The sequence below is a fragment of the Sporolactobacillus sp. THM19-2 genome (genome assembly GCF_004153195.1).
GTDB lineage: Bacteria > Bacillota > Bacilli > Bacillales > Sporolactobacillaceae > Sporolactobacillus.
The window spans coordinates 165,865-191,397 of the sequence record NZ_SEMC01000001.1 but is presented as its reverse complement, the minus strand read 5'-3'; the positions used below and the strand labels follow the sequence as shown (position 1 = coordinate 191,397).

General features: G+C 47.7%; 23 protein-coding genes and 1 other annotated feature. Of the genes, 7 read left to right on the top strand and 16 right to left on the bottom strand.

Annotated features, from left to right (window positions below):
- Nucleotides 1-50: 50 nt before the first annotated feature.
- Nucleotides 51-1,061: an ADP-ribosylglycohydrolase family protein gene (locus EWH91_RS00835; protein ID WP_129928088.1), complete on the bottom strand. Its 1,011-nt coding sequence runs from the start codon at nucleotides 1,059-1,061 to the stop codon at nucleotides 51-53.
- Between the two features lie 217 nt (nucleotides 1,062-1,278).
- Here EWH91_RS00835 and EWH91_RS00830 point away from each other — a divergent pair, with 217 nt between their 5' ends.
- Complete coding sequence (locus EWH91_RS00830) at nucleotides 1,279-1,677, top strand: hypothetical protein (RefSeq protein WP_206184238.1); 399 nt, start codon at nucleotides 1,279-1,281, stop codon at nucleotides 1,675-1,677.
- 30 nt (nucleotides 1,678-1,707) lie between these two features.
- Entirely contained in the window at nucleotides 1,708-2,574 is an 867-nt protein-coding gene (locus EWH91_RS00825) for an ABC transporter ATP-binding protein (RefSeq protein WP_326407505.1), read from the top strand.
- A 113-nt stretch (nucleotides 2,575-2,687) separates the two neighbouring features.
- Here EWH91_RS00825 and EWH91_RS00820 read toward each other — a convergent pair whose 3' ends face one another.
- On the bottom strand, nucleotides 2,688-3,623 hold the full coding sequence (locus EWH91_RS00820) for an NADP-dependent oxidoreductase (protein ID WP_129928085.1): 936 nt from the start codon (nucleotides 3,621-3,623) through the stop codon (nucleotides 2,688-2,690).
- Nucleotides 3,624-4,216: 593 nt separating this feature from the next.
- Here EWH91_RS00820 and EWH91_RS00815 point away from each other — a divergent pair.
- Nucleotides 4,217-5,299 (top strand): Ldh family oxidoreductase, encoded by a 1,083-nt coding sequence (locus tag EWH91_RS00815; RefSeq protein ID WP_129928084.1) that lies wholly within the window; start codon nucleotides 4,217-4,219, stop codon nucleotides 5,297-5,299.
- Between the two features lie 169 nt (nucleotides 5,300-5,468).
- Here EWH91_RS00815 and ccpA read toward each other — a convergent pair whose 3' ends face one another.
- The 8 genes from ccpA to EWH91_RS00775 form a co-directional block, all read right to left on the bottom strand.
- Entirely contained in the window at nucleotides 5,469-6,467 is a 999-nt protein-coding gene (gene ccpA / locus EWH91_RS00810) for a catabolite control protein A (RefSeq protein WP_129928083.1), read from the bottom strand.
- 186 nt (nucleotides 6,468-6,653) lie between these two features.
- On the bottom strand, nucleotides 6,654-6,923 hold the full coding sequence (locus tag EWH91_RS00805; protein WP_129928082.1) for a YtxH domain-containing protein: 270 nt from the start codon (nucleotides 6,921-6,923) through the stop codon (nucleotides 6,654-6,656).
- Between the two features lie 18 nt (nucleotides 6,924-6,941).
- Nucleotides 6,942-7,361, bottom strand: coding sequence for a DUF948 domain-containing protein (locus tag EWH91_RS00800; protein ID WP_129928081.1), 420 nt, complete (start codon nucleotides 7,359-7,361; stop codon nucleotides 6,942-6,944).
- Nucleotides 7,362-7,515: 154 nt separating this feature from the next.
- The gene (murC, locus tag EWH91_RS00795) at nucleotides 7,516-8,829 is read right to left on the bottom strand and encodes a UDP-N-acetylmuramate--L-alanine ligase (RefSeq protein WP_129928080.1); all 1,314 of its coding nucleotides are present in this window, start codon (nucleotides 8,827-8,829) and stop codon (nucleotides 7,516-7,518) included.
- 206 nt (nucleotides 8,830-9,035) lie between these two features.
- Nucleotides 9,036-11,261 carry a DNA translocase FtsK gene (locus tag EWH91_RS00790; RefSeq protein WP_129928079.1) on the bottom strand — a complete coding sequence of 742 codons (2,226 nt, stop codon included), beginning with the start codon at nucleotides 11,259-11,261 and terminating at the stop codon, nucleotides 9,036-9,038.
- 38 nt (nucleotides 11,262-11,299) lie between these two features.
- Entirely contained in the window at nucleotides 11,300-11,911 is a 612-nt protein-coding gene (ytpR, locus tag EWH91_RS00785; RefSeq protein ID WP_129928078.1) for a YtpR family tRNA-binding protein, read from the bottom strand.
- A 21-nt stretch (nucleotides 11,912-11,932) separates the two neighbouring features.
- Nucleotides 11,933-12,727 carry a DUF1444 family protein gene (locus EWH91_RS00780; protein WP_129928077.1) on the bottom strand — a complete coding sequence of 265 codons (795 nt, stop codon included), beginning with the start codon at nucleotides 12,725-12,727 and terminating at the stop codon, nucleotides 11,933-11,935.
- A gap of 113 nt (nucleotides 12,728-12,840) precedes the next feature.
- Entirely contained in the window at nucleotides 12,841-13,401 is a 561-nt protein-coding gene (locus EWH91_RS00775) for a DUF84 family protein (protein WP_129928076.1), read from the bottom strand.
- Nucleotides 13,402-13,516: 115 nt separating this feature from the next.
- On the opposite strand from EWH91_RS00775, the gene EWH91_RS00770 reads away from it, so the two are divergent.
- A complete protein-coding gene (locus EWH91_RS00770; protein WP_129928075.1) occupies nucleotides 13,517-13,843 on the top strand; it encodes a hypothetical protein in 327 nt (108 codons plus the stop codon).
- A 16-nt stretch (nucleotides 13,844-13,859) separates the two neighbouring features.
- Here EWH91_RS00770 and trmB read toward each other — a convergent pair whose 3' ends face one another.
- The 4 genes from trmB to EWH91_RS00750 form a co-directional block, all read right to left on the bottom strand.
- A complete protein-coding gene (trmB, locus tag EWH91_RS00765; RefSeq protein WP_129928074.1) occupies nucleotides 13,860-14,501 on the bottom strand; it encodes a tRNA (guanosine(46)-N7)-methyltransferase TrmB in 642 nt (213 codons plus the stop codon).
- Between the two features lie 99 nt (nucleotides 14,502-14,600).
- A complete protein-coding gene (locus tag EWH91_RS00760) occupies nucleotides 14,601-15,398 on the bottom strand; it encodes a phosphotransferase family protein (RefSeq protein ID WP_129928073.1) in 798 nt (265 codons plus the stop codon).
- A 99-nt stretch (nucleotides 15,399-15,497) separates the two neighbouring features.
- On the bottom strand, nucleotides 15,498-16,262 hold the full coding sequence (locus EWH91_RS00755; RefSeq protein ID WP_129928072.1) for a nuclease-related domain-containing protein: 765 nt from the start codon (nucleotides 16,260-16,262) through the stop codon (nucleotides 15,498-15,500).
- Between the two features lie 276 nt (nucleotides 16,263-16,538).
- Complete coding sequence (locus EWH91_RS00750) at nucleotides 16,539-18,161, bottom strand: RNA-guided endonuclease TnpB family protein (protein ID WP_129928071.1); 1,623 nt, start codon at nucleotides 18,159-18,161, stop codon at nucleotides 16,539-16,541.
- A gap of 242 nt (nucleotides 18,162-18,403) precedes the next feature.
- Here EWH91_RS00750 and cysK point away from each other — a divergent pair, with 242 nt between their 5' ends.
- From cysK to EWH91_RS00735, 3 genes are all read left to right on the top strand, one after another.
- On the top strand, nucleotides 18,404-19,333 hold the full coding sequence (gene cysK / locus EWH91_RS00745) for a cysteine synthase A (RefSeq protein ID WP_206184236.1): 930 nt from the start codon (nucleotides 18,404-18,406) through the stop codon (nucleotides 19,331-19,333).
- A gap of 337 nt (nucleotides 19,334-19,670) precedes the next feature.
- Entirely contained in the window at nucleotides 19,671-19,889 is a 219-nt protein-coding gene (locus tag EWH91_RS00740; RefSeq protein ID WP_206184235.1) for a DeoR family transcriptional regulator, read from the top strand.
- Nucleotides 19,890-20,032: 143 nt separating this feature from the next.
- Nucleotides 20,033-20,437: a hypothetical protein gene (locus EWH91_RS00735; protein ID WP_129928069.1), complete on the top strand. Its 405-nt coding sequence runs from the start codon at nucleotides 20,033-20,035 to the stop codon at nucleotides 20,435-20,437.
- 193 nt (nucleotides 20,438-20,630) lie between these two features.
- Here the strand turns inward: EWH91_RS00735 and EWH91_RS00730 are convergent, their stop codons facing one another.
- Nucleotides 20,631-22,250, bottom strand: coding sequence for a putative polysaccharide biosynthesis protein (locus tag EWH91_RS00730; RefSeq protein ID WP_129928068.1), 1,620 nt, complete (start codon nucleotides 22,248-22,250; stop codon nucleotides 20,631-20,633).
- Nucleotides 22,251-22,755: 505 nt separating this feature from the next.
- A complete protein-coding gene (gene leuS / locus EWH91_RS00725) occupies nucleotides 22,756-25,179 on the bottom strand; it encodes a leucine--tRNA ligase (protein WP_129928315.1) in 2,424 nt (807 codons plus the stop codon).
- 66 nt (nucleotides 25,180-25,245) lie between these two features.
- Nucleotides 25,246-25,495, bottom strand: a binding site (T-box leader).
- Nucleotides 25,496-25,533: the final 38 nt, after the last annotated feature.

Below are 25,533 nucleotides of genomic sequence, written 5' to 3'. Positions count from 1 at the left end.
GCCCACTTTCCCCCTTCTTTTTTACCACGCGCGAACAAAACCCAACTTTTTTATGATTCGTTGTTTCCTTCTCTGAATTTCATAATGGCTTCCGCGTAATTTGGAATACAATGTTGTCTGTTTTCTGAATCAATTAAACCTGTCCAGTCAGGATCGATGCTGCCGAACCCTGCTTTAGCGCCGCATATCGCTGTCGCCATCGCACCGATCGTATCCGTGTCGCCGCCGAGATTGGCCGCGAGCAGCGCACACCTCCTGACGTCCCGTGCGTAATAAGCAATGGCCACTGCAGCCGGGATGGATTCACTGGCCAGTGTTCCGGTCCCGACTGTTTCATAAATAGCTTTCTCGAACGCTGACTGATCATCTACGTATTTATGCGCCAGGTCAAGACCAATGAACAGGCGTTCGCGGACGGATGCCGCCCATGTCGGTGACCCCAGTTTGAACGCTCTGTTCTGAACATCAATCGCGTAATCAATAACATCGTCCCAATGCTCAAATGCCAGAGCGGCACACACCGCTCCGGCAATGAGCGCCGCCCCTGAAATCGCAACGTCCGACGAATGGGTCACCCGAGTGACGCTGTCTACCATTGCGATCAATTCATCCGTGTGCCCTGGATCAAATAAGGTTCCGATGGGTGCAATCCGCATGCCAGAGCCGTTGGTTAATGCCTGATCGGTCACCGATTTCGGATCCCTTCCGTCTTGAATGGCCAGAAGCGCCGCTTTGGAACTCGGTCCCAGAATGTTTCTGTTAAACGCGTCGGCAGCGTATGCCCATTTCATCAAATGCTTCACGATTATTTGCCGGTCCGGTATCCAGTGGTTCTCAATCAGTGCATCCAGTATCGCAAAGGCCTGGTTCGTATCATCAGTATATTGGCCTTTCGTATAATTTCTGGCGACAGGATTCGACTTCGGGCCATCCTGAAATGTTGTCATTCTGCCTGCAAAACATGCCCGGATCTTTTGTACCGGCCAAAGTTCTGACGGCATACCCATGGCGTCCCCGATGGCCTGTCCATATAAAGCGCCGAGTACTCGATCTTTTATCATAGAGTTACGCTTCCTCGTCTGTGTATAGATGCCGCCACTGTCTGGTATTTTTCAACCAGACCGACCCGTCCGGATTCGTTATTTGTTCAACCTGATAGAATTTTCAATCAGGTTGAACGCTGCCTCTGACTGATCCCTCATTCTTCGTTCCTATCAATTTTACTATTCCAGTATAAATGAAAAGCACCTATTGTCAATACACGTGACAAGACAGGTGATGGGTGCACCAATCTATCCGTTGTCAAAATCGAGTAAGAAGAAAACTTCTGCTTCCGTTGTCTTACACCACCGTACGTACGGTTCCGTAACCGGCGGTTCAATAGTCTCTGCATGGAACAAGAATCCGCTGATTTCCTTTCTGATGAGTGGCTTTGCGTTCGGTTTTCCGGTGGCCGCCGAATTATTCGTCACCGTCCCGGACTGGCTGCTGCGGCTCTTCCGGTTCACCTGGTCGAACGGGATGATGGTCGATCCCCTGATCGCTGAATTCCAGACGGTCAACGTATTTGGCTGGCCGGTTCTGTATCCTGTTTTTTCCCTGTTCATCCTGGTGATCGCTTCCGTACTGGTCCTGACTTTACTCTACCGGTTCATGGCAAGAAAACAGATCAGCTAAAGGCGATTCAACAATCATTTATTTAAAGAGGTGTCTGCATTGATTTTAACCCTTAATCAGGTTACGAAAAAATTCGGTGATAAAGTCGCCGTGAACGACATGAATCTGGAACTGAACGAAGGCGTGTATGGCATTCTCGGCGCCAACGGCTCGGGGAAAACCACCCTGATGCGGATGCTGGCCACCGTGATGCACCCGACGTCCGGCCAACTGCTGCTGGACGGCAAAGATATTTTCCAGCTTGATGATGCCTATCGGGATCTCGTCGGTTACCTTCCGCAGCAGGTCGGGCTCTATAAAAATTTTACCGCCGAAAAATTTCTGCTCTATATTGCAGCATTGAAAGGACTTGGGAAGGAGCAGGCGAAGCAGAAAGTTGACCAGATGCTCCGGTGGGTTGGCCTGGAGGCGCATCGCAGGGAAAAAGTCGGCAAATTCTCCGGAGGCATGAAACAGCGCGTCGGGATCGCCCAGGCCCTGTTAAACGACCCGAAGATCCTGATTGTGGATGAGCCAACCGCCGGGCTGGATCCAAAAGAACGAATCCGTTTCCGTAATCTCATGTCATCGATTGCCGCCAATCGAATTGTCGTGCTGTCCACGCACATCGTCTCCGACCTTGAATACATCGCCAGAGAAATCGTGATCATGAAAGACGGCCGGTTGATTAAAAAAGACAACCCTCAAAAACTGCTCGCCCGGCTGGATGGGAAAGTCTGGCTCGTAACGATCTCTGACGCGCAATTGGCTTTTTACCAGGAACAATATAAGGTGGGCAACATCATTCGGAGAGAAAACGGCATAGAAATTCGGGTCATTTCCGATGAAAAGCCGCAACGAGCCGCCATCGTGGCAGCCCCGAATCTCGAAGATCTGTACCTGTATTACTTTGACTGAGCCGGAGACCGGCAAAAACGCACGCCGCCCGGCTGCCGCCCATGTCGGGCGCAACAAAAAAGCCGCCCTCCGACAAGGGAGGGCGGCTTTCTGCTACCGGATCAGTTCCGGTTTCATTTAATTTTGATCACTATTTTCCCATGTGCATGACGGCTTTCACTGCGTTTATGCGCTGACTGTAAACCCGATGTAGTTAAATCAAATGTACTGTCAATGATCACTTTGATTTTCTCCTGTGCAACCAAAGTACCCAGTTCACTCAGCTGCTTACCATTGGGCTGTAACCACCAGTCAGAAACGTCCTGTGGTGCCTTTTTTTGTTCAGCGGTCGGATGCCCGGCGATCGTGACCAGACGTCCGGAAGGCTTGAGAACTTTTAAGCCCGCATCTATCGCGTCAACTGTATCAAATACCGCATCATAATCATGAAGAACGTCTTCAATTTTTGTGGTGTGGTAATCAATGACCTCATCGGCACCGAGGTGAAGCAGCAGATCCCTGCTGTCTGCACTGGCGGTTGTAGCGACATACGCCCCGAGATATTTAGCGATCTGGATCGCAAACAGGCCGACGCCACCGGCACCTGCCTGCACCAGAACTTTTTCACCGGACTTCACGTGCAGACGATCCTGAACGACTTGCCATGCTGTCAGACCCGCGAGCGGAATGGCTGCCGCGGTTTCAAATGAAAGTTCCTCAGGCTTTAAGGCTACCTTATCTTCTTTAGCTGCAACATATTCGGCGTAGGTCCCTCGCTTGCCGTCTTTATCAATATCAGGACGCGCAAAGACCTTATCGCCCGCTTTAAATTTGGTTACCCTGGCACCTGCCTTAGTCACCACGCCTGCAGCATCCCATCCTAATACCACCGGAAAATTCCAGTCAAACATCGGTTTAAGCAGGCCCAGACGTGCCTTCCAGTCGATGGGATTGATACTTGTTGCATAGTTTTCGATTAATACCTCATCATCTGTGATCTCAGGTACCGGCCGTTCTTCAACATGTAAATTTTCTGCAGGTCCATATTCATTGATAACAACTGCTCTCATGATTCTCTCCTCCTCTGATTAATGAATGATGATCCTTAACCACCCGTTTTGGTGCTGTTTTTTAGTTTAAGCGTGACCGGTACATTTCATGTGACATAATTATCATAGTTGAACATCATTACCCTGCAAAGTAATTTGCTTTGGGAAGCCATTTAGCGGATGGATCAGTTTAAAGTGGCCGGACAGGGAGGGTAAAGCAAACAGCTGGTATTAAATTGGAGGCGATTCGGTAAAATTTTTGCCTATCAACTGCAAGGAATAAGTCAATAAATCTATTTGACAAACGCGTTATTTGACCTTAAGTTTATGTTAATGGTTGGAATAGCCAATGTGACCATTTTCAGAAAGTGTCTGATTGGGATGGCGCGCGACATAGATTGGTGAAGCTGAATCGAAGTTTCTGGATGGGTCGAGGTTACATCCACGATCGTTAATCGATACCTCGCCGGCTTACATAAACGTGCGAAACAGGGGGCACTGCGGTTAAAATCTTCCTTGTTTGATATTGAATACAGGTACTGAACAAGGACGTTTTTTAGCAAGCAAAATGCGACGCGGGAAATCAATTACAGAATTAGAAAAGGGGCATCATCATGAGAATTAGTGCAGAATCTGAACGAACGTATTTGCAAAGGGTATTTGCTGCAACCGGCTTTTCAAAAGAAAACAGTAACCTGCTAGCTGATACACTGGTGGATGCTGATTTACGTGGCATTTCATCTCACGGGATTCAGCGATTGGCGTGGTATCTGAATATGGTCAAAGAACACACCATTGAGCCGAAAAATGAAGTCAAAGTTTTGAAAGAAACGCCAACAAGTTTACTGATCGATGCCAATAAAAATATGGGCCAGGTCGCCTGTGCACTTGCCATGCATAAATTGATTGAAAAAACAAAAGAGTCAGTTGTTTCAATCGCCGTCATTCGAAATTCCAACCACTTCGGTACCGCCGGATACTGGGCGCGCATGGCTGTTAAAGAAGGGCTGATCGGCATTGCCAATACGAATACGCGACCGCTGGTTGTACCAACCAATGCAACGCAAGCCTTTTTGGGATCAAACGCGTTTGCCTTCACCTTCCCGGCAGAACCGCATCCGTTCGTGTTTGACGGAGCAACGTCCGTCGTATCCAGTGGTAAAATTCAGGTTTTGGACAAAAACAATCAGGATATTCCGGGTGAATGGGCCGTTGATAAGGACCGTAAAATTGTGAAGAACGCCCGAAAAGCTGAAGATATTCTTTCGACGGCAGCCTTTACACCACATCAAAAAGGGGGCGGCGTCCTGACGCTTGGCGGCGTTGAAGAAAATAATTCAAATTACAAAGGATTAGGAAATTCGCTGGTTGTCGAATTACTGACCGGTATCCTGGCGCAAGGGTCTATCTCTGCCGATACAAGTGTCGGTAAACATGACTTTAGTCAGTTTCTGATGACCATTAATCCGTCGTTCTTTGGCGATTTGGATACATTGAAAGATCATGCCACCAGTATGTTTAATCGGATCAGGAACCTGGAGCACCTGCCAAATACTGAGATTAAGATTCCGGGTGACCGGGAATACAGACGATACGCCGACAACAGCAAGAACGGAGTTGCCGTGGACGACAAAACGGCCGGTGACCTGGAACGCATTGGTCAGGAATTGAATGTCACTGTGCCGGAAGCACTGTAATCATTAAATGATGGATGATACCCCCCACGAAATGAACAGACCCCCTGAAGTAAGGCAACAGAAATACAACCTCAGGGGGTTTATGTCTCACATGCCAGGCCTGCTCAACGGATCAAATTCCATAAAAAAGGCGCTCTCCATTAACGGAAAGCGCCTTTTATACTGAAATTTATTCGGCGGACTGACGGTATTCAATCCGATGCGGCAGGACCACATTGGCATTGTCCACTTTTTCATGATTCATCAATTTTGTCAGCAGTCGCATAGCAACGGCTCCAATATCATAGGTCGGTTCGCCAATGCTGGACAGCGTCGGACGGACCATCTGAACCAGACGTGTATTTTCACTGCTGATCACCGCAATATTTTCAGGAACCTTTTTACCCTGATCCTGAATCTCATGAATCGCGCCAATCGCCATTTCGTCTGAATCGACAAAAACAGCTGTCGGTGGATTTCCATGCGCCAGGAATTGTGCCATTGCCTCTTTCCCTGATTCATACGTATAGTCGCCTACGGTCAGGAGACTTTCATCAAAGGTGATCTCATGGTCGGCAAGGGCTTTTTTGTATCCATTCAGTTTATAGACGCCACTGATTGGAACCTCAAGCAAACCGCTGATGAAGCCAACCCTTTTGTGTCCGGACTCAATAAGATGCGAAACGGCATCATAAACAGCTTTTTCATAATCGATGTTTACTGAGGGAATTTTATTATTTATATCAACTGTAGCAGCCAGAACAACAGGAACAGTAGACTGTGTAAATTCCTCAATATGTTCATCAGTAACTTTACCACCCATGAAGACAATACCGTCTACCTGTTTCCCTAAAAGGGTCTGAATCAGCCGGATTTCCTTATCCTTATTCTGATCGGAATTGCACAAGATAATATTGTACTTATACATGGTTGCAATGTCTTCAATGCCACGGGCCAGTTCGGAGAAAAATACACTCGAAATATCAGGAATAATAACGCCTACAGTTGTTGTCTTCTTACTTGCGAGCCCTCTTGCGACAGCATTGGGTCTGTAACCCAGTCGTTTTATTGCCTCAGAAACCTTTTTTCTTGTTGTCGGTTTTACATTCGGGTTGCCGTTCACAACCCGTGAAACGGTTGCCATTGAAACGCCCGCTTCCCTTGCCACATCATAAATAGTTGCACTCACTTTGTCCATTCCTCCTCAGTAATCGATCCTGCCCGGGGTGCCAGATCTAGTAACGTTTTCATTTTATGGCAGGCAAAAAACGCATCAATACGCTTGACGCCCGATTTCATTCATCTGTTTACATAGTAACAAATCAGCCCATATTAAGCCATATGTATGGCAGGAACAACTGCATTTCTTCAACAATCAGACATAATCTCTCGGAATCGGGATGCCCTGAACCTGTTCCTGATGCTCCGATTCACCCTTCAGGTTAATGGGTCTCTTCCTGGCTTTCTTATACAGTCCGGCAGCTTTATTAATCATGGTACGACCCGTATCCTGAATTCGGATGAAGCTTTTTCTGCCGGAGGAGACTGCCGTAAAATAGACGGCAGCAGCACCGGCTACACTTCCAAGCAGCACACCCGAGAAAAAAGCGACTTTCTTTCCAGAATGTTTATCAGTATCACGCACTGCCTGTCCACCTCTTTTCTATTTATCCGCCCGTTTATCCTTCCAGCGATGAATCAGATCAATGGCGGCTCGTCCCCACTGCAGGGCATTGGCCACCTTGCCGGCATTTTCTTCACCGCCGTTTTCAATACTGGTTGCTACTTTCTTAACTGAAGCATTGACACTGTTGAGGGATTCGCCAAAATTTTCAACTGCATTAAAAATACTGCTCAGGCTTTGAGATTTCTGCTGAATATCTCCCGCGAGTAAATTTGTCCGGTGCAGCAGTTCCGTTGTTTCCTCGTTCAGTCCTTTCATCTGATCCTGAACATCTTCAAGTGTAGAGGCCACATCGTCCATCGTTTTCTGGGCGGACTGCAGCGTTTTTGCCAGAAAATAGACGAGAACAGCAAAGGCTACAGCAATGACGGCTACAGCCAGATAAAGAATAATGACCATTGTAAATTCCTCCTTTCGATAATCGATGTTAGTTTAATGAATTAATGATTTTCTATACCTGAAAAATAAAGTTATGACTCTGAAGAACCTGTATGGAAACTTCTTCTATATCTTATCATGCCCGAGTGCTGAAAAAAAGTTTAGTCCCGCTGTTTCAGGATTTCAATGCCTTTTTGTACTCATTCTGGTACTTTTGAATATCACCGGCACCCATAAACAGCAAAACGCTATGGTCAAACTGCCTGAGATCATCAATATTGCTGTTATGCAGAATCCGTGATCCTGCAATGCGATCCTGCAGATCATGAATAGACAGTTTCCCGCTCTTTTCTCTCGCCGATCCAAAAATATCACAGAGAAAAACATGGTCGGCTGTTTCCAGAGAGGCAGCGAACTCATCCATGAAGGTCATTGTCCGCGAATACGTATGTGGCTGGAAAATGGCGACAATGTTCCGGTCAGGATACTTTTCTCTTGCAGCCTGAATCGTAACGCGAACTTCTGTCGGATGATGCGCGTAATCATCAATCATGATCTGATCGACTCCGGGCAGTTTCGATTCAGAAAATCTCCGCTTCACACCACGGAATGCAGCAAGACGCTCCCTGACCAGTTTCTCAGGGACATTCATATAATTACAGAACGCAATGACGGCAAGAGCGTTCAGTACATTATGATTCCCGTATCCACGGATTTTAAAATGGCCGTAAAATTCATTTCGGATATAGACGTCGAATTCTGTACCGGAGTCGTCCTTCAGGAAAGTGACATGGCGTGCCTGAAAATCATTCTCTTCGTTGAATCCATAATAAACGATTGGGACGTGTGACTGGATCATCTGCAGTTTCTCGTTATCCCCACAGGCGAATATGGCTTTATTGACTTTCATTGCCAGTTCCTGAAAGGCACTAAACACGTCGTCCAGGTCTTTATAATAATCTGAATGATCAAATTCAATATTTGTGATAATACAGTAGTCCGGGGTACTGTGCAGAAAATGACGTTTATACTCGCAGGACTCCCAGATAAAATATTTGCCTTTATCATTGCCGGATCCCGTTCCATCCCCGATCAGGAAGGACGTTGGCGCAAAAGATTCGAAAACATAGGACAGAAGCCCCGTCGTTGATGTTTTCCCGTGCGTTCCGGTAACAGCAATACTCGTATATTTTTTGGCGAGATCACCAAGAAAGTCGTAGTAGCGATATACCGGCAGTCCTAATTCTTTAGCCCGTACAATTTCTTCATGTGTATCCGGAAAGGCATTTCCGGCAATGATAATTTCACCTGGTGAAATATTATCTTTATTGAACGGGAAAACAGGAATATTTCTGTCTTCAAGAGCTTTCTGTGTAAAAAAACGTTTTTCAACGTCAGACCCCTGTACCTCAACATGTAAATCCTGTAAAATCTGGGCAAGTGCGCTCATTCCGGTACCTTTGATTCCGACAAAATGATATTTCGACATAATTGACCTCCATAAACTCGTTCATCCGTGCTTTTTACACCCATAGCCATAGTATACTCTGCCGGATCACTGTGGGTGTCCGCCCCATGTCATTTCAATTAAAAAATTTTTACATGATTCATCTGCTGACTGGCCCTCATCTGGCAGTCACCTGGCATATATTTTAACCTTTATCAGCAAGGTTGTAAAAGCTATTTTACGCCTGCTCAGAATGGCCCATCACCTGCCATCTGTTCTTCAAGCCGTTCTCTTGTCATCAGAACCTGACGTGGTTTGCTGCCATTTGCTCCTGAGATGATATTGCGGCTTTCCAGTGCATCGACCAGCCTTGCCGCCCGATTATAGCCGATTCGGAAATGGCGCTGGATACTTGATACAGAAGCCTGTCCCTGATCGACCACAAACGCTGCTGCATCCTCCAGTAAATCATCTTCTTCAGATGCTTCGGTGTCCATTTTTCGAAATGATTCTTCAGAGAAAAGAAATTCCTGATGACTGCTGCCATGAAATGCACCCGTAACACGGCGTATCTCCTCATCCGAAACAAAGCAGCCCTGAATACGTTTTAACGTGCGTGATCCATTTTCTGCATACAGCATATCCCCTCTGCCAAGGAGGCGCTCAGCCCCGCCGCTGTCAATAATTGTCCGCGAATCTGTCTGAGAAGAGACACTGAACGCGATGCGGGCCGGAATATTGGATTTAATCAGCCCGGTGATCACATCCACAGACGGGCGCTGTGTGGCGAGAAGAAGGTGAATACCGGCCGCACGGGCTTTCTGCGCGATCCGGCACACGGACTCTTCTACCTCCTGAGGGGCAACCATCATCAGATCTGAAAGTTCATCGATAATGATCACGATATAGGGGAGAATGTGTTCTCCGGTCCCTGATATTTTCCTGTTATATCCGTCGATATCACGGACTCCGGATGCAGCAAACGCCCTGTAGCGTTTCTCCATCTCTTCAACGACCCATTTCAGCGCCAGAGCCGCTTCTTTCGGTTCAGTAATGACAGGTGCCGCCAGATGGGGAAGACTTTGATAAGGAGCCAGTTCCACCACCTTCGGATCAACTAGAAGCAGGCGCAACCGCTCCGGCGGGTTCCTGTATATCAGACTCAGAATAAGTGAATGGATACAAACACTCTTTCCCGAACCGGTTGCTCCGGCAATTAAGCCATGCGGCATTTTCGCCAGATCCGTCACAATACGGTTACCGGATACATCTATACCAAGAGCGGCCGTCAGTGGCGCACGACTGTCGATAAACGCTTTTGATTCAAGGATCTGTTTCAGGAGGACCGGGCGCCGGTCTTTGTTGGGGATTTCAATACCAACGGCACTCCTGCCGGGTACAGTCGCAATCCTGACCTGTCTGACGGCAAGACTCAGTTTAATATCTTCAGAAAGTCTCATGACTTTATTAATTTTGACACCGGGATGCAGGTGAATATCGAAACGAGTGACACTCGGTCCGTGCACATGGCCGATGATATCGGCAGAGACATGGAAATTTTTCAGTGTATCTGCCAGGGTTTTCTCTTTTTCGGCTATCCAGCCGTCGCTGTTTCCTTCTGCCCGATCCGGATCATCCAGAAGCGACAGAGGCAGCCTGAGGCCGTTTTCTCCGGATATGTTTTTTTCCGCCCGTTCATGATCATGATGACGACGGGCAGCTTCCATTCGGCGTGCAGCGTGGTGATCTGATCCGAACATTAAAACATTGAATGGCACTTTTGATTCACCTGCCGGCCTGTGAGGAGATCTCTTCAGCCTGTTCCGGGCAGCCGTATGTTCCTTTTGCTCAGGTAAACGTTCCGGCTCTTTCTCTTCCTGTCGCGCAGGCGTTCTCTCCGGCACTGGATCAGCGTGGTTTTCTTCATCTGTTTCTTTTTCCTTTCTCTGGAGGGACGGCTGATTCATTACAGTCTGATCAATAACCGGCTGTTCTTTATGCGGCGGAACGACGGCGCCGGTTCTCCGCAAAGCATCCGATTTTCTCTCTGCAACCCGCTTTCTTTCCTGCTCTTCTTTATGCCTGTCAAGCTGCGCCTTTTCTTCCCGGTTCCTTCTGTAAAAATCTTCCGGCGGTTTTTTGAAACCGTACACCGGCGAAGGAATCTGTGTCAGCCGGAAGGGCCGTTTTTCCGGCTTTCTGCTTTCCTGAGGAGGAACGTCTGATGCCGGCTTTTCCGACTTGCCGGAGTCAGGGGAAGAAGCTGATGATGAGGAAGCATGCGGTGAATGACTGACCGCCTGTTCTGCAGGATATTGCGACATCATCCGCACTTTGACAGAACGCCGGCTATCTTCAAAACGACCGATGGAACGGTTTGTTCCGGTTGGGCTGTGCGGATGATCCGGTCCTGGCTCCTCTTTCGGCTCTTCGTCTTCCAGACCAAATAAACGCCGCCACCATTTTTCTGTCACGTCGGATTCACCTCCCTTGAATAATCCGCATACGCTCTCTATTTATGTACTCCGGCCAGAAAATCTTCTCCCACTGCTGCAGCATCATCCAGAACCAGTATGCCTCGTTTCTGAGGGGCATGGGGCAAAGCCAGTTCACGTGCTGAACAGATCATGCCATCAGAAGCAACCCCTCTTAATACCGTCGGACGTATGATCAGTCCACCCGGCATCAGAGCGCCCGGCCTGGCTACAACCACCTTCTGACCTTGCTTAATGTTCGGAGCACCGCAGACGATCTGAAGTTCTCTGTCGCCGACATCGACCAGGCAGACGTGCATATGATCCGAATCCGGGTGTTTCTCACACTTTTCCACATAGGCTGTGACAATCGAAGGGGTTCTGTCTGCTGTCAGCCGGTCCGAAAAACCTGACCTGGCCAGTTTGTGGTTCAGGGTGCGGATCAGTTCCTCATCCTGCCTGACTTCACCGGTATTCAGACTGGGCAGATCCTCCGATGCATGAAAGAAATTAAAGCCGATCGCTTCGCCTGATTTCTTATCAAAAATTCTGGCTACATCACCCTTCCTTTCAAACGTTTCGGACTCCCCTTCTTTCAGATAAATCATCAGGACATCACCGATGCCCTCTTTACTGTAGTAGACAATCATTTATTTTTCTCCTTCCAACATTCAATTCGGTCGTCTGTTTGCCATGATGAAGATGGGTTCAAGTGCCCCGTTTTCAAAAATGAACGGGAGAATCGTAATCGGCACTCTGCCCTCTGAATAGAATTTCATCACCATCTGTGCGAGAATATCATATCCCTCCGGATTGACGATATCGCCAAAGATCAGGACATCCTGATGAGGGACGGCAACAGTCAGATCGCCCTTTGCCTTCGCCTTCATGTGCTTTAGAAGCTGCTGGTTCAGGATCCTGCTTGCATCATAGCCATCATTATAATTCAAAAAATAGAAGGCATTATGTTTCACCATGTCTTTTTTCATACCTGTCGGAAGTGACTGCAGGTTGGCACTTGCTGCTCTGACAATTGTTTCGCTGTCTATGCCTTCATTTCTCAGCGCATCCTTGTCAATCAGTCGGTATGAGCCGTCCATATCCAAAGCATAATAGATGCTGGTTTCCGCCGTGTGCTTTTCCGTCAGCAGTTCTTTTCCGTCTTTCGTTGTGACCGGAAAGGATGCCGCACGGATGACAGGAAAGATCCTGTCAACATGCCCCTTGATCGCAAACGGGCGGGTCATGGCCTTAAGACCTCTGTCAATTTCAGAGACGAAAAGAGGGATCATATCAGGACCTTTCTCCTGATATTTCTTTAAAAGTTCAGGCAGAGAAACGGTCACGCCGCGTCCGCCATCCTTATTTTCAATTCTGAGTTTGTCCGACTGTCTGTCAAAGCGGACAGTCCGTTCATCAGAGGCTAAGCGCTTTGTCAATTCCTTTCTTAATTCCACGAGATTCATGTGACAGGATCCTCCCTTTCAGGATATCAAAATCATTTTACCATAGCCTGACATGGGCCGGCCCTCATCCTGTCCTTTAAGAAAACAGATTGCGGAAAAAGCGATCAGAGAAACTAATCCTCTTCCGTCTGCGACTGGCCGGCTGGCGAATGGTTCTTCCTGTTGATATGTTGATAAAGCCCGTCAATCAGTTTCAGAACATGTTGGAACATTTCCGTTCTTGACACCATTCCCTCAGTCAGAAATCCGATGGTTCCGCCATGCTGACTGACATTCTTCTCTCCGGTATATCTTTCTGCGACCTGACCGAGTTCATGCCCTGAGCGAACGCCGTCCGCCAGCTGGTCCGGTAGCAGGATCCGGGCACCGCCGGCCGTGATGACCTGTCCGTTTCGGTCTGCTGCGGCGCCCCAGTTACAGAGAAACATCTCGCCGTCAAGGTCGGACACGCCCCCTTCAAGACCGATGCCGATCGTCACCGAGCGGTCCGAACGGATGACGGCACGCGCCCGATTGATTGCTCCCTGCCGGGTCTCAGAATCCGACATGGGCATGGCGGATACACCGGAAGGCACATCAAAACTTTTCACATCATCCTTTCGTCCGAGTTGATCAAGCAATTCTGTCAGAGCTTTGATTTTTGCCGGATTCTTTGTTCCGATCCCGATAATCATAAGACAACCGTCCTTTATTCATATCATATCCCCGCTGATAAGTCGTCCGAGGAGAAATTTGGTTTATTTTCTTTTTCCCTTTATACTATAGAAAAAACAGAAAGTTGGCATCAGCATGAACATGAAAACAGGTATTTCCATCCTGATTGCAGCAACTGCAGGATTTGCTGCGGGTATAGCGGCAGGAAAGATGCAGCGGTACACAAATCATCTGCTCAGTCCCGAGAAGGTCATGGGCTACGTGAAAAATAAAGTGAAGAAAGAGCTGCCCATTAACGGGGCATGGATAGGCCTTACGCCGCTCACACAGACAAAAGACGCCCTGACAAGTAACGTGTATCAGGGCGGACTAACTGTTAAGGACGGGCATGCCGTGAAACATTATGACTTTATTGCCGATGCCTGCACCGGCTCCCTTCTGAAGCTGAAACTGCAGGAGTAGCGTCTCCGCTGCCGCTTTAATAACCGGATATGGCCTCACAACGGTAAATCGGCTGGCCCTTTGACGAAAACTTCTCTTCGAATTCTGTCATGATATTGTCTCTGTCACCGGAGTGATGCAGATCAAGACTGATATTCTGCAGAACAAAACCGTACTTTGAAAAACTTTCCAGAGAATATTCAAATAATCCCTGATTGTCCGTTTTAAAGTGGATGATCCCCTGTTTTTTCAGGACATATTCATACTGCGCGAGAAAAGACGAATAAGTAAGCCTTCGTTTCTCGTGGCGCTTTTTCGGCCAGGGATCACAAAAATTCAAATAGATATCGTCCACTTCATCTTCGGCAAAGAACTCAGTCAGACCACGGGCATCTGCATTCACCAGGCGGACATTTCTTAATTTATTTTCCAGGCATCGTTCAAGAGCCGTCACAATAATACTCTCATGGAGTTCAATACCGACAAAATTTTTTTCCGGATACTTTTCAGCCATTCCGGTAATAAATCTGCCCTTCCCCGTACCTATTTCCACGCAAAGAGGGGCTTCGCGGTTAAATGCTTCGTACCATTCTCCGTAATAATACTTTGGTGATTGAATAACTATTTCTGTATGGCGGTCGAGTTTTTCCCTTGCCCAGGGTTTATGGCGCACCCTCATTTAAAATTCTCCTTATAATCAAATCAGTGAAGAAAACGTGCACGGCGTAACCGGCCTGAGATATCATACCACGTTCTGGTGCTAAAATATAGATGATATTCAGTTGCAGAACCGCGCGGCATAATCATTCAGCCACAGTAAATCTTTTTCAAACAGGATGAACTTTCTGGCATCGCCGTGCTCCTGATGCCAGAACATGAAACGAATGGTTGATGCAATCATATGCCAGATCAGGCGGAGATGTAAAGAATTATTCATTTCCCAGCCATACATTTTCAGCCAGTCGAGCCACTTATCTTCAGAAATGTACCAGTATAAAAGCATGGCCAGATCCATTGCCGGGTCCGCTATCACAGCCTGATCCCAATCGACCAGGTAAAGCTTTTTCTCTCCTTCATTAATCAGCCAGTTGTTATGATTGATATCGGAATGGCATACTTTTTTCTCATAGTACTCGGCTCTTCCGCTCGTTTTCCGCAGAAAGTCAAGCGCGCAGTTCAGCGCGGGTGAATTCTTTCGCCCTGAGGCGCGATGAACCAGCCGGTCAAATATGACTGAAGTCGTGACAGGCTTCTTGCCGAGACGCTTTAACATAAATAACAGCGGGTCGGAAGTATGAATTTTTTTTAAGAGTGCGGCGACTTTCTTCGATCCCATTTCCTCCGGTTTGAGCACCCTTCCGTTCATCCACTTCTGGGCAGTCAGAACATCACCACTCCCTGTACGGCGCGCCCACAGCAGTTTGGGAACAATCCCTTCAGCTGACAGAACGGCCAGAAATGGCGATGTGTTCCGTTTGATAAACAATTTGTGATCCCCGGACATGGCCATGTAGGCTTCCCCGGTTAACCCTCCGGCGGATGAGAGCACCCAATCATCGCTGTCAAAAAACTTCATCAAAAGTGCCACCTTTTTACAAAAATAACGAGGCTTCGTTCTAAAAAGACTATGTTTTAGAATATACCACTTTCCGGTAGATTGAACAATCATGCCGGTTCAATCTCGCCAGCGGTCGGAAGCGACCGTTACACAGCCGGAAAGCAGGGCCTCCGTTGCAGCAATCTGATCCCGCTTCATCATCATCGAGTGTCTGGAAATCAGGCGCAGCCACGCTGATTCGTTCCTTAAATCCACGAGACTTAACCCTGATTCTTCCTGAACAAATTCAATAAAACCGTTCGGTACATACACTGCAGCCAGAACCGGCACACTAAGTCCGAACTTTCCCAGATATCCGGAAACAATCCTCCGCGTCCGTTTCAGTGCAATCAGCGGATTCAGCAGTTCACGGACATCATCAGACCGGATTTCCCGCCACTTTCGTCTGGAAATCCCCTGAAACACACTGCCCCTCTCGCCTTCGAGAGCCGTGAGACACCACACGGCGTCTGCTGTCAAAAGGAGCGAATCCAGCTGTATGGTCGCTTCGCCTGCCTTCAGTACCGGTCGAAACATAAAGAATGAAAGATCATTCACTTCTGTTAAAAGACGTTTAACCCAGGACTGACTGGCCCATGCTTCAGGGAACCGGGACTGCTCTACTGCCGTCCGCGTCGCCCATTCAGTCTGCATGTCATAGATCCATTCCTCAAACAGGTCCTTCTCATGTTTCCGGGCAGACCCGGATGGCTGTTCCCTGTTTTCACGATGCATCCATTGTTCCTGTCGCCGCTTTTTTAGCAGGATGAACCGATGAGCATACCGCATAAGATGAATCTGGTAACGCGATACACATTGCCCGATTTTTATCAGCTGTGCCATCTTGATGCCACCTTTAAAAACTCTTCGGGATGACACCCGAAGCACTTCTTCCTCTATTATATCGCAAGATTAGGAAAACCGACTGTGAACCTCCCACCACTAAAGTGGCAGGCTTCTTTTCCTTACTCAAAAACCAAGTTCCTTTTTACGGAACAGGCGTCTCCGATCAGGATGGAAAGCACCTTCGGCGAGCGGATCTCTCATTTGAGAGATCATCAACTCGAAGCTTGTCCCTCACTTAAACAGCGAGGTTAGAGGTTCCTATGGCCAACACCTTTAGACCGCCGGAGCGACTTGAGGATGCTGACTGCGGTAACGTTCTTCAATGTGTTCTTTTATAGCTTGATGACGCTTCTTTGTGTTGTATGGATACTTTTCTGCGATCTCTTTAATCTCAGCGTCATCCGCACGGTCTTTAATGTTCAAGGCTGCGTTATGATCGGCATCATCGCTGTGTCCGCACACGGTACAGACAAACGATTTGCCGCTTCGACTCGTTTTATCCAGATGACCGCAGGCATGGCACATCTGTGAGGTATAAGCCGGATCCACCGTGACATAAGGCATGCCGTACCAGTTGAGACGTTCAGTGATCTTCTGAAACAACTGACCTCGGATCCAGGAACTGTTTCTTTTATTAGCTTTTTTGCCTCGGTCAAAGTTTGTGAGCTCCAGATCTTCAAGAACCAAAACGAGATGGTCTTGCCTGACCTCTTCAAAAAGCTGATTCACCGCCTCGTGCATTGCTAAATCTCTCTGGTGTCTGTAACGACGCTGAACTTTTTGAAGCGACTTCCTGCCATTTAAGGTTTTCGCTATGTGTGCAATTTTGGTACGCAGGAAGGATTGTTGCCACAAGTCATCGGTCTTTTTGAGCTCTTTTTGATAGCGTTTCATCACGTTGCGCAGGGATGACCGATGCCCGGTCCTGGTTTCCAAAAGTTCTTCGAACTGTTTGACCCTCCCGGAAAAGCTGCCATAGGCGTGGCCGATGCTGGAATGAAACAAATCGTTAATCCCGGCATCCGCACCCACTTTTTCTGTCCATTTTTGCTTCGTGATGTTCTTTTTTATGGGGACGCCGACACGGATTTTTCCCTGCTCCCAGCTAACTGTCATGCCACCTGTTTTATATTGAGCGAGGCGACGCCTCCCGTTTCGACTCGTGTTGACTGGGAAAAGTACGCGATGTTTACTTCCTGTAAGTTTAACAGATAAGACATAAGACGATCTGATATTTTTCGCCTCTTCTAAGGTGGCAAGCCGTGCATCCAGCTGCAGCGGTGCTTTTTTCACAAAAGGCAGGCGCGTGTTTTCTAAGCGTTCAAGATATAGAGCATGCACGATGGCCCGATTCTCTGCCCGCTGCTCGCTGGTTACAGTAGAAAGTTCATTGAAAAAGTCCGTATAAGCAGCGAGTTTCTCCGCGTCTGGCTTGCCTTTGCCCTGCTCTCTTTGAATGAGGGTTTTGAGAATAGTGAGCTCATCTTCGTCAAGGACAGATGCATGCAGTAATGAAATGAAACAGGCATAAGGCAAAAGATCCGGCTCATGACTTTGCATCCAGCCATAGAGTTTATTCTTTTGCCGGATCAAATGATTGTGCAGTTCAGTAATGGCGTGTCGCACCGCATTTTGCCCATAGGCTGAGCCTAAAGACGTGCGATGTTCTTTTTCAAGCTGTCCAATCTTCGCATTCTTTTTATCATTGATTAAAAGAATAAGGAGATACTTGGGCAGATCAGCCATCAAAACGTTGATGAAGTGGTTGATTTGATGAACATACGCTTTTTGCGTGGTTTGTAAAAGGTCTTGTTTCACCTTTGTCGGGTGACCGTAAAGAAAGACGTTTTTTGTTACTGTTTTTTTGCTTTTCGTTTTTTTCTTTTTACTTTGCATGAAAGAGACCTCCTTTCTAAGCTTTTTAAAAGATTCTTCCGTTTATTATAGAACAAATGTTCCCCATGGTCAATCAAAATAAAGTCCAGGCTCAGTGATTCATCCCACCACTGAAGTGGCGAGTATGCTCACTGAGATTATGATAAAATGAGGAAGCAGGACCTTCGCATGATGTTGATGGATCACTGTTCTGATACATAACCGGGGCATGTTAAGTCCGAGAAAGTGAGATGTCGTACACGTTGAAAGTAGTTAAATCCATTGATGAGCTGGTTGGCCATACACCGATGGTACGTCTGAACCGACTGCCTGACCCGAATGGCGCATCCATTTATGCAAAACTTGAATATTTCAATCCAACCAAAAGTGTCAAAGACCGCGCTGCACGGCATATGATTCTGGCCGCTGAACAAGAGGGAAAATTGAAGAAAGGCGCGACAATTATTGAACCTACATCAGGAAATATGGGCATCGGTCTGGCGATGAATGCTGTTGCCCGGGGCTATAAAGCCATGATCGTGATGCCGGATACGATGACCAGAGAGCGCAAGAACCTCCTTAAAGCTTTCGGTGCGAAAGTCGTCCTGACACCCGGGCGTGACAAAATGCCCGGAGCCATCCGGAAAGCAGAAGAACTGAATCGAACCATACCGGACAGTTTCATGCCGATGCAGTTCTCAAATCCGGCAAATCCGCAGGCTCATCTTTTGTCCACCGCACCGGAGATTATCGAGGATATGAACACACTGGGCAAACCTTTGCGGGCATTTGTTGGGGCAGCAGGCACCGGTGGAACCATTACAGGCACCGGAAAAGCCTTAAAAAAAGCCTTTCCGGAGTTGACCATCCATATCTGTGAACCATCCGGATCGCCTGTCCTGAGTGGTGGAAAACCCGGCAGACACAAGATTGTCGGAACGAGTCCGGGTTTTATACCGGAGACACTTGATCTTTCATTAGTTGACGAAATTATCAAGGTCAGTGACCACGATGCTTATGAGATTACCCGTCGTCTGGCAACTGAGGAAGGCATCTTGTGCGGTCCGTCATCAGGGGCTTCTGTTTTTGTTGCTCTTCAGGTGGCCAGACGCTTTACTCCGGGCGATGTCATTGTTTGTATGATCAACGATACAGGGGAACGTTACCTTTCAGGAGACATCTTTCCCCGGTAAAACTGTATATTCCTTCAACATAAAAACTACCCTTCACACCCGGAGAAAGGCAGTTTTTCCATTCACACGAAAAAAATGATCCTGTGCTATGGATGATCAAGCACAACGTGGGCTCAGCCACCAGAAGTCCAGCTTCGCCGGCTGAAATCAAGGTCACCGTCGTAAAAAAAATAAAAGGTTTGACATTTTCTGAAAAAGAGTTATATTAAAAATGAAATCAGGAGTCTTGGAGAGTGACTTCCTGCATGCTGAATCTTCTGTATTTTCCCGCACCTTGCATATTCGATTCAATGGAAGCCATATTCTTCTATTGACAATAAATTTAGGGAGTGGTGATTTGAGTCCTTCAACTGATCGTATGCTGAACCGCGTAAAGTCTGTATATCTTTACATTCGCAGACAAGGTGTTGTCACAACGAAAGAACTGGTTGAAGAATTTGACATGACACAACGAACAATGCAGAGAGATTTAAATATTCTGACGTATAACAATTTAGTCAGAAGCCCGCGCAGAGGGCAATGGATGGTCACTGAAAAAAAAGTTAAAGTTTCATAATCTGGTGAGCTGTATATCACAGCTCTTTTTATTTGCCTTTTTACAGGATCAGGAATTTCAACTGTTATCGCCAAACGCCCTGCCCTGTCATAGACTAATGTAACGTCAAGTACAAATAACCGCTGACAGGGAGGATGGTATCGATGTTTCCATCAAAAAATGAATTCAGTCAGGCAGAATATCCGTTTTTCCCCTATCCATCACATCCTGCACAAGACAGCAATGGGATGTTTCCGTATCAGGAGCCAGATCCTGCAGGCATGGAAAGCAGCACAGCATCAGCCTTTCCTGACCTCGCTGATACCTGGACCGGCAGACCGGGCAGCATTTATGACAGGCAGCCGCCGGGGCCGGGAGAAGGTCCCTTTGAAAGAAGATTACGCCAGCTCGAACAACGGCAGGAACATACGGAACGTGAAATCAACCGAATCCAGAGACAGCAGGAACGCTTTAACCGGGAACTGAACAGTCTGGATCGCAGGCTGCGGATTATTGAACGACGACTGGGTGTCCCCGTGCCGCCAATCAGTGGTCCGGGTCGACCATAAGGAAGTCTGGCTCAAAAAAATTAAAATTTCAATCAGTGGGGGAATCTTTATCCTCCACTGATTGTGTCATCAGGCTGCTGCGGGCAGTTTATCTCCCACCCGGACATCTCCGTTTCCCCTCATGGCCCTGAGGTGGGGGGGTTACTGCCCGTTCATGCGGGATAAAACGGACAGAGAACGATTTCTGTCCGTTTTATCCTTTACTGTGTCTTGATTGTGATCCTGCTTTGTGTGATTTTCCCAATACTTTTCTCAGTAAACCGGTATATCTGGCGAGAAGCAGATAGACTGCAGCACCCGCAAGAACGCTTATGATGAGAATAAGAAATGCCATAAATCTGCTTGCTGTAAATGATCCTCCGAAAAAGAAGAAGATCAGCCGGATCAACAGAATCATAATCGTCGTGTAGACAACGATATGAATGACCTGCTGAGCAATCAGCGAGAAAGTATACGCTGTAGCTTTTCGAACAGCAGCAGCAATGATCATAATGGAAAGCGCATAGCCTGCGTTCGTGGCGATGACCGGACCGATCATGCCAAAAAATTTCATACATACCGGATTCAGAAGTATTTTGACGACCACACCGGCTCCAAGAGCAATCAGTGTCACCTTTTGCCGGTTAATCCCCTGAACAATTGAAGCCAGAACCTGAAACAGAGCGAATAAAATGGCCGTTGGTGCATACCAGGTGAGAATTTTACCACCAATCTGCATCAGTTCGACCTGGCCGGGATTATAATAAAGCACGACATGGACCATATTTCCGAGAACGGACAGGCCAAAGGCGGCGGGAACCGTCAGAAACAGAACGAGCTGAAGGGCCTGAGTGATTTTCTCACGAACATCTTTCATCTTCCCTCTGGCGTAAGAGGCAACAATTGCCGGGACCGCGCTGACGGCCAGAGAGGTCGCCAGGGTGACGGGGATCATGACAAGCTTCTGATCATTCATCGTCAGATCGGCAATTACGGCGCGAGTGACTTCACGGCTGTAATGTAAATAATGGAAAGCCATGGACTGATCAATCAGCTGATACAGCTGCATGGCAATGCCGACCGCCACAAATGGAATGGCATAAGTAATCAGTTCCTTGTACATCGAAAAGAGGGACAGCCTGCGTCGCGAAGATGGGCCCTGATTCATCCGGCTGATCTTATTTCTTCTGGACACCCAGTAATGCATCATGACATAAAGACCCGCTACCGCACCGACAAACGCGGCAAAAGTTGCGAGCGCCGCCGCGATAACAACAGATCCTCCGAAGACCTTAACAACAACAAACGCGCCAATCAGGATAAAAGCGACACGGACAATCTGTTCGACAACCTGTGACACCGCAGTTGGTCCCATCGACTGAAAGCCCTGAAAGTAACCGCGTAGAAGACTCATCATCGGAACAATCAGAATGGCAATACTGACCACACGGATAACCAGCACAACAGAGTCGAAGTAGCTCGATGGAATATCAAAGAGATCAGCTATTTTCGGCGCTCCGAAAAACATGAGCAGAAATCCGATCAGACCGGTTCCCAGCATGATGAAAATGCCGGACTTGAGCAGTCTTCTCCCTGCTTCATAGTCTCCGAGCGCATTATATTTTGACACAAATTTCGAGACGGCCAGTGGAAGCCCCATCGTTGAAATACTCAGCATGATCGCGTACGGTGTATATGCATATTGATAAAGAAAAGATCCTTCTTCTCCAGTCAGCCAATAATAAGGAATGACAAACAGGATCCCGAGAAAACGAGAAAAAAAGGTGGCGACAGTAAGAATCATCGTCCCTCTGATCATCTTGGACGTAGCCATGCGGAAACGCTCCTAAGCAGTACTTTTATCGGACAAATGTCCGCAACTTTTTCTATTTTACCACAACTGATGCCGTGATTAAGTTTTGCCATATGGCAACTTTTTGTATTTGTCAAAAAACAAAGCTTTACGGAAAAAGGATTCCATAAAGCTCTGGTAAAAATCTGCTGATGTCGGGCCATGGCTTCCGCACCACTCAAACATTCCGCCTGTCCCATTCATGACGTTGAACCCTTGAACCCCCCTGTTCCTGAAGAAATTCAGCAGCAGGAGTGCTGCGACGCCCGGCACGACAGGCCCTCACATATCCTGCAAAACGGTCCATCTTATCGATATATAAAGGAAGATCGAAAAATTCGAACATGCACCGCCTGCGGTATTTTCCCCGCTGCGACTTCCTCATCTTCGGACATCAATCACCTTTATCTCATCACCACGCTCAAGTCTTCGGCGCCGTCCATTCGGACCTGCGCTTCGTATTTCGACCAGATGAATGACCTCCCGATCACCTGGCAACAATATTCACCAACTTATCCGGGACGGCAATCACTTTTTTCACGGTTTTGCCTTCAAGATTTTCAGCGACACGCTGGTCATTCAGCGCTGCTTTTTCAAGCGTTTCCTTCTTTGCTCCTTTATCAATCATCAGCCTTGAACGGATTTTACCGTTTACCTGGACGACAATTTCAATCCTCTTTTCAGAGAGTTTCGATTCATCATAAGTCGGCCAGGCAGATTTTTCAATAGACTCCTGATGACCGAGCAGCGACCAGATTTCCTCACTGATGTGCGGAGCGACCGGCGACAGCAGCTGAATAAAGCCTTCCGCCATCGACTTTGGTATCTTCTCCTGTTTGTATGCTTCATTAATGAAGGTCATCAGCTGGGCAATACCGGTATTATAATGCATGATCTCAAAGTCTTCCGTCACTTTTTTTACGGTCTGATGATAGACCTTCTCAAATTCAGCATCCGCGGTGAAACTGTCTGAAACCCCGTCGGAGATTTTTCCATCAGCTGAAACAAACAGTCTCCAGACACGATCAAGAAATCTGCGTGATCCGTCTATGCCTTTTTCAGACCAGGCCACTGCCGCATCAATAGGGCCCATGAACATTTCGTAGAGACGAAGTGTATCGGCACCATGTGAAGCAACGATGTCATCCGGATTCACCACATTGCCCTTGGATTTACTCATCTTCTCATGATTGCCGCCGAGAATCATTCCCTGATTCACCAGTTTCTGAAAAGGCTCTTTGGTCGGCACGATGCCAAGATCATAAAGCACCTTGTGCCAGAAACGGGCATACAGCAAATGCAGAACAGCATGTTCGGCACCGCCGACATAAAGATCGACAGGCATCCAGTGTTTCAGTTTTTCCGGGTTGGCCAGCTGCTTTTTATTATGCGGATCGACATACCGGAGAAAATACCAGCTGCTTCCTGCCCATTGCGGCATCGTATTGGTTTCCCGTCTGCCCTTCATTCCGGTCTTTGGGTCCACTACGTTAATCCAGTCCGTATCGTTGGCAAGCGGAGATTCACCTGTACCGGAAGGCTTAATATTCTTTGTCTTCGGCAGGCGCAGCGGCAGTTCATCTTCCGGAACTGGTTTTGTGGTCCCATCTTCCATATGAATGACGGGGATCGGCTCCCCCCAGTAACGCTGCCTGCTGAACAGCCAGTCGCGTAACCTGTAGGTAATTTTCCGTTTACCGGCCTTGTGTTCTTCCAGCCACGCAATCATTTTCGTGATGGCATCCTGCTTTCCTAATCCATCCAGGAAGCCGGAATTTACATGTTTACCTTCCCCGGTGTAGGCTTCTTTTGACAGATCACCGCCGGAAACGACCTCAATAATGGGCAGTCCGAATTTCTTTGCAAATTCATAATCACGATCATCATGTCCGGGTACCGCCATGATTGCACCGGTGCCATAGGTGATCAGGACATAATCAGCAATCCAGATCGGCACTTTCCGTCCGTTAACCGGATTGATGGCATACGCCCCGGTAAACGTACCGGTTTTTGTTTTGTTGAGATCTGTACGCTCAAGATCACTCTTAACTGCAACCTTCCTGCGATAGCTGTCAACTGCTTCTTTTTGTTCCGGTGTGACGATCTTGTCAACCAGTTTGTGCTCTGGTGCAAGAACCATGTAGGTTGCACCGAACAGCGTATCAGGACGCGTTGTAAAGACAGTCACCTTTTCATCCGGATGTCCGTCCACCTGGAATACAACTTCGGCTCCTTCCGAGCGTCCGATCCAGTTCCGCTGCATCTCTTTAATGCTGTCCGGCCAGTCCAGATCATCCAGATCCTTGAGCAGCCTGTCGGCATAGGCAGTGATCCGGAGCATCCACTGTTTCATCGGCTTCCGGATAACGGGGAAACCGCCGCGCTCACTTTTTCCGTCAATCACTTCCTCATTAGCCAGAACGGTTCCCAGAGCCGGGCACCAGTTGACCGGCACTTCTGCCTCGTAAGCGAGCCCTTTCTTATAAAGCTGAAGAAAAATCCACTGTGTCCATTTATAGTATTCCGGGTCAGTCGTATTAATTTCCCGATCCCAGTCATAAGAAAAGCCCAGTGATTTAATCTGCCTTTTAAACGTTTGGATATTCTGTTTGGTAAATTCAGCAGGGTCGTGGCCGGTATCGAGCGCGTACTGTTCAGCCGGCAGTCCAAAGGCGTCCCATCCCATCGGATGAAGGACTTCAAATCCCTGCATCCGTTTCATCCGCGCAAGTATGTCCGTGGCCGTATATCCTTCAGGATGTCCGACGTGAAGTCCCTTCCCGGACGGATAAGGAAACATATCAAGCACGTAATATTTCGGTTTACCCGAATCCTCATTTGTTCTAAACGTATGGTGATCATCCCAGTATTTCTGCCATTTCGCTTCAATTTTTCTATGATCAAAAGTCAGCCCCATGGCGCAACCCTCCTTCTTTCATCATGTAACAATATAAAAACCCCCCGCCCTTAACTTGTTGTCAGGGACGAGAGGTTGATCACAATGTTATTCCCGCGGTACCACCCACATTAGTATGCAGCCTGCAGAATCAGACTGATACTCGCTTATTCCCTTAACGCGGGTGTACGGCAAAACCCTCCATCTAAAAACATGATCAGGAAAATCTGCTGCTCCGGGGCGAGTTCGCTGCTTTTCTGTACCGGCTTGCACCATCCGCCGGCTCTCTGTAATCAGATCGGCATCTACTGTTCCCTTTCATCGCTTTCCACTGATTCAGCTTGTGTCTTTCATTCTATGTAATCCATT

What these genes read in the sequence shown, in the direction of transcription:
- EWH91_RS00835 (WP_129928088.1), bottom strand. Translation starts at nt 1,061, where the DNA reads ATGATAAAAGATCGAGTACTCGGCGCTTTATATGGACAGGCCATCGGG.
- EWH91_RS00830 (WP_206184238.1), top strand. Translation starts at nt 1,279, where the DNA reads ATGGGTGCACCAATCTATCCGTTGTCAAAATCGAGTAAGAAGAAAACT.
- EWH91_RS00820 (WP_129928085.1), bottom strand. Translation starts at nt 3,623, where the DNA reads ATGAGAGCAGTTGTTATCAATGAATATGGACCTGCAGAAAATTTACAT.
- EWH91_RS00815 (WP_129928084.1), top strand. Translation starts at nt 4,217, where the DNA reads ATGAGAATTAGTGCAGAATCTGAACGAACGTATTTGCAAAGGGTATTT.
- EWH91_RS00800 (WP_129928081.1), bottom strand. Translation starts at nt 7,361, where the DNA reads ATGGTCATTATTCTTTATCTGGCTGTAGCCGTCATTGCTGTAGCCTTT.
- murC (WP_129928080.1), bottom strand. Translation starts at nt 8,829, where the DNA reads ATGTCGAAATATCATTTTGTCGGAATCAAAGGTACCGGAATGAGCGCA.
- ytpR (WP_129928078.1), bottom strand. Translation starts at nt 11,911, where the DNA reads ATGATTGTCTACTACAGTAAAGAGGGCATCGGTGATGTCCTGATGATT.
- EWH91_RS00780 (WP_129928077.1), bottom strand. Translation starts at nt 12,727, where the DNA reads ATGAATCTCGTGGAATTAAGAAAGGAATTGACAAAGCGCTTAGCCTCT.
- EWH91_RS00775 (WP_129928076.1), bottom strand. Translation starts at nt 13,401, where the DNA reads ATGATTATCGGGATCGGAACAAAGAATCCGGCAAAAATCAAAGCTCTG.
- EWH91_RS00770 (WP_129928075.1), top strand. Translation starts at nt 13,517, where the DNA reads ATGAACATGAAAACAGGTATTTCCATCCTGATTGCAGCAACTGCAGGA.
- trmB (WP_129928074.1), bottom strand. Translation starts at nt 14,501, where the DNA reads ATGAGGGTGCGCCATAAACCCTGGGCAAGGGAAAAACTCGACCGCCAT.
- EWH91_RS00760 (WP_129928073.1), bottom strand. Translation starts at nt 15,398, where the DNA reads ATGAAGTTTTTTGACAGCGATGATTGGGTGCTCTCATCCGCCGGAGGG.
- EWH91_RS00755 (WP_129928072.1), bottom strand. Translation starts at nt 16,262, where the DNA reads ATGGCACAGCTGATAAAAATCGGGCAATGTGTATCGCGTTACCAGATT.
- EWH91_RS00750 (WP_129928071.1), bottom strand. Translation starts at nt 18,161, where the DNA reads ATGCAAAGTAAAAAGAAAAAAACGAAAAGCAAAAAAACAGTAACAAAA.
- EWH91_RS00735 (WP_129928069.1), top strand. Translation starts at nt 20,033, where the DNA reads ATGTTTCCATCAAAAAATGAATTCAGTCAGGCAGAATATCCGTTTTTC.
- EWH91_RS00730 (WP_129928068.1), bottom strand. Translation starts at nt 22,250, where the DNA reads ATGGCTACGTCCAAGATGATCAGAGGGACGATGATTCTTACTGTCGCC.